Genomic DNA, 4,186 nt, shown 5'->3' with positions numbered 1-4,186 from the left:
CACTCGGCTGGGAACACATCAACCTCACCGGCGACTACACCTGGAACAACCCCCGCCAACCCAAAGCCGGAAAACTCCGCCCCCTGCACAGACCCGGAAACTCTTAGCGTGGTATTTATTCCGTTTCGTGAGCTGACCCCTTAGAGGTCGTAGCGGTGGCGAATGTGGTGGAGATCGGGGCTGGCCTGCCAGAACTCGACCTCGGTGGGGTGCAGGGCGTAGAGCTGCCAGTCGGGGTTCGCCCGGCCGTCGGCTCCGGGTCGTTCCTCCCAGTCGAGAGCGGATGCCTCGGCCGACAGCAGGGTGACCGCGCCAACCACGCGCACCTGACGCCCGAGAGATGCCCAGTAGAAGTTCATGGCGGCATGCGGGTTGGCGGCGAGCTCGGTCCCCTTGCGGGAGCTGCGTGTACTCGCGAACTGCCAGGTACCGTCGTCGATGTTCTTCAGGATGAGCATGCGCGACGAGATTAACCCTCCGATGGTCGACGTCGCAAGGCTGAAGGCGTGAGGCTGCAGCACGCCGGCAGCGAGCGCGTGCTCGAGCCAGTCCAGAAAGAGGTCGACCGGATCGGCCGGCGCCCGGGCCGGATCGAAGACGGGCAGCTGGTCGGGGAAGTCGGGCAGGGCGCGCAGCCTGCGCTGTAAGGATTCGCTCACGCCGCGAGCCTACAGCGAGAACGGGTTAATAGCGCGGCGTTGACAGCCAACAGATCAACTCGCGGCCACCACGCCAACGCGTGATTTCGCCCGGTCAGCTGATGCCATTCTGGGGCTGGAGCAGCCGATCCCGTCGGCGTCCTCAGAATAGTGCTGAATCCGCTCCACGAGGGCCTGCCACTGGCCGACGTCGCCGGTTGCGGGCGTGTCCGCCAGTGGGAGAAACCAGACCTTGCCCCGTCCAACCAGGCACACATTTTCACGACCGGATTTCGGTTGTTGGGCTGATATCCACGGCAGCCCAGTTCCCACCGCCATCGAGGTCCAGTCGCACTTCTTGCCGCACTTTGCACCCTACGCTCGCCGTGCCGGCACCCGCAGCTCCCGCTGCACCAGCAGCGCGAGCTCGCGCAGCAGCACTTGGTCGACCTCGGCGAGTGCCCGCGGTTTCGGGTCGAACACGCACAGGGCACCGATGCGCTCCCCCGACGGCGACTCGATGGGAAACCCGGCATAGAAGCGAATGCGCGGGTCGCCGTGCACGAGCGGGTTGTCGCTGAAGCGGGCGTCGGTGCGGGCATCCTCAATGATGAGCGGCCCCTCGCCGTCAATCGTGATCGCGCAGAACGATTCGGAGCGGGGCAGTTGCGTCGCCTCCAGCCCGACGCGGGCTTTGTGCCACTGCCGGTCGTGATCGATGATGCCGAACAACGCCGATTCGGTGTCGAACAGGCGCTGCGCGAGAACGACCAGCCGGTCGAACCGGGCCTCCGGCGGGGTGTCGAGAATGGCGAGGCCGTCGACGGCCGCTTGCCGGGCGCGTTCCCGGCCAGCGGCATCCGTGTCGCGCGTCGACGGATGAACGCCGAGACCGAGGGGCGCCGCGGCCCGACCCGCGAACCCGAGGCGTGCCGCGTCGAGACTGTCGGACATGGCGCCCGCCAACAGCACGGCCCAGCCGCGATAATCGGCGGGTGTGCGATGTCGGTCGGTCTCCACGGTCGCGGTGGGCGAAAACGGCACGAAAGTGGTGCGCGGCGCGACGGCGGCCAGTCTCTCGCTGACCGCGTTGAGGTCGGAGGCCGACCAATCGGCGATGAACACGAGCGGAAGCTTGAAGATTTCGATGCTGCGAATGGGCGGAATGCCGAGCACAAAGATCGTGGTGCTGCGGGAGGTGTCGCGCTCCAGCACGTCGAGCAGAGCCGTCAGGCGGCGCTGCCACTCGGTGACGCTGGTGAGGTCGAGTGCTTCGTTCACGCCGAGAACGACGACGACGGCATCAAAACGGCCGAGTCGAATGTCGGTCAGCGCGGTGAGGGCGGTCGAGGCGGTCATGGTGCGGCTGGCTACGAGGTCGATATCGACGCCGCGGCCGGTACGCGCCGACAATTCACGGGCGAGCGAGCCGGGAAGGGCGAGCTGGTGGCTGAGCACGCCCCAACCGACGGCCGGTCCGCAGCCGAGAATGAGCACGCGGTCGCTGTCGATTCCGGGAGCGTGGGCCTGCGGCGCATCGCTCGGGCGGGGCAGGTGTCGGTCCTGGCGCTCGGCAGATGCCGTCCAGACGCGCATCAGTGGGCGCAGGGCCCACCGGGTGAGGTCGTGCATTGGTGCCTTTCGGGTACAGCAGTTCAGGCTAGTCTGCCCCGAATCGGGGCCAACGCGGTACAGTTCTGCGGTATCGCCGTTTAGAACAGTGCGGCCACCGCGTGCGCGAGCGTAAAAATGGCCAAGCCGGCGAGGGCGCCGACCACGGTTCCGTTGATGCGAATGAATTGCAGGTCGCGGCCCACCTGCAGTTCGATCTTCGCCGCCGTCTCCGCGGCTGGCCAGCGTTCGACGGTCTCGGTGATCACGCCGGCGATCTCATGGCGATAGTTGGCGACGATATAGCTGGTCGTGTCGGCGAGCCAGCGGTTGATACGGGAGCCGAGCGCGGCATCCGTTGTGAGCCGCTCGCCGACATCATGAAGCGTCGAACGGATGCCGACCCGCAGCGCGCTCCTCGGCTCAACGAGGGCCTCGGTGAGGGAGGCCTTGATCGCCTCCCAGGTGTCGGCGGCGAACTCGCGCAGCTTGGCGTTATCGAGCACCTCGGCCTTGAGCGTTTCGACCCGCTGAATCATGGCTGGCTCATATTGCAGGTCGTGCATGACTTCGCCGAGGTACTCGTCAATGGCCCGCCGCACCGGATGCTGCCGGTCACCGCGCGCCGACGCCACGAAAGCCAGCACCTCACGGTAGGCCTTGTCGTCGACGAGCTTGTCGACGAAACCGGGCAGCCAGCTGGGCAGCCGCTGCGAAACCACACGACCGAACGCTTCGGGATGCGCCCGCAGCCAGCCGTCGGCGCGGTCCAGGAGCAGGTCGACGGCCGCGTGCTGCTGCCCGCTCGTGACCAGCCGCTCCCCCACCCGGCCGAGGCTCGGACCCCACTCCGGCTGGACCAGGTGTTCGCGGGCGACGGACTCAATGAGGTTCTTGATGGCGTCATCGCCGAGCAGGTTGAGCATGCCCTGGCCGGCCACGGCGAGTTCGCCGGTGAGTTTCTCGGCGTTGGCCGGCATACTGAGCCAGGCGCCGACCCGGCGGGCAACCCCGATCGACTCCAGCTTGCCGCGAATAACACTCTCGGAGAGAAAGTTGGTCTCGACGAACTCGCCGAGGCTTGCGCCGATCTCGTCTTTACGGTTGGCGATGATATTGGTGTGCGGAATGCGCAGGCCCAGGGGATAACGAAACAGGGCGGTTACGGCGAACCAGTCCGCGATGGCGCCGACCATGCCACCCTCGGCGGCCGCGCGCACGTATTCGAGCCAGGGGTAGCGATCCTGCAGGGCGAACGACACCGTGAAGATGACGGCCATGAGCACGAGCAGCGCGGCCGCGAGCCGTTTCATGCGGGTGAGCGCGATGCGGCGCGCGGCATCGTTCGGGGATTCCGCGAGGCGTGCCGTGAGGGGTGCCGTGGATGTGGTCTGCGCCATGACTCCAGCCTGCCCGATTGCGCGGTCGCGTGGTGTTCATTTGCCCGTGTTCAGCGACAGCGGCACAATTCGATATTCTGAGGGGGTTCGCGGTTCGCCTGTGCCGCTCACGCGTGCGTCCGCTCACGCGCGCGTCCATCCGTGGAGGCGCGCATGACACTGACCGGGGTTGTGCCCGCGTGCGCTTCACAGGCGTGCCGCGCTGAATCTGCGCCCGTCATTGCTCGCCCTGCTGGCGCTCGTGTCCCTACTGCTGAGCGTGCTGACCATTCACTCGGCAGCGAGTTCGCACATCATGGGACTTGCTTTGGTCGCAACGGCGCCTGCTGAACCGGCTGCGACGCACCGAGAGCCGGCCGCCCCGCTGCTGATCGAACCCACGGTCACGGCGGTGGGCGTCGCGATAGCCATGACGACGTCCATGGAGGCCACGGCTATGCATCGGGGTCACGACGGCATGTTGGACCGCGCCCCGAATCGAGCGTGCGCGAACGTTCGCGGCCTCGGTCCTGAGCCGTGGGTTTGAGCCCAGTTTTT

3 protein-coding genes are annotated in these 4,186 nt (G+C 66.9%); all 3 read right to left on the bottom strand.

The window, feature by feature from the left end; translation table 11 throughout:
• Nucleotides 1-140: 140 nt before the first annotated feature.
• The 3 genes from LH475_RS10805 to LH475_RS10795 all read right to left on the bottom strand — a co-directional run bounded on the left by LH475_RS10805 (nucleotide 141) and on the right by LH475_RS10795 (nucleotide 3,649).
• The gene (locus tag LH475_RS10805; RefSeq protein WP_297413956.1) at nucleotides 141-659 is read right to left on the bottom strand and encodes a pyridoxamine 5'-phosphate oxidase family protein; all 519 of its coding nucleotides are present in this window, start codon (nucleotides 657-659) and stop codon (nucleotides 141-143) included.
• A 354-nt stretch (nucleotides 660-1,013) separates the two neighbouring features.
• Nucleotides 1,014-2,270, bottom strand: coding sequence for a GAF domain-containing protein (locus LH475_RS10800; RefSeq protein ID WP_196843338.1), 1,257 nt, complete (start codon nucleotides 2,268-2,270; stop codon nucleotides 1,014-1,016).
• An 80-nt stretch (nucleotides 2,271-2,350) separates the two neighbouring features.
• On the bottom strand, nucleotides 2,351-3,649 hold the full coding sequence (locus LH475_RS10795) for a DUF445 domain-containing protein (RefSeq protein ID WP_297413954.1): 1,299 nt from the start codon (nucleotides 3,647-3,649) through the stop codon (nucleotides 2,351-2,353).
• Nucleotides 3,650-4,186: the final 537 nt, after the last annotated feature.

The sequence above is a fragment of the Cryobacterium sp. genome, assembly GCF_026786305.1.
GTDB lineage: Bacteria > Actinomycetota > Actinomycetes > Actinomycetales > Microbacteriaceae > Cryobacterium.
The sequence above is the reverse complement of the archived record's forward strand: the minus strand, read 5'-3'. Positions and strand labels throughout refer to the sequence as shown.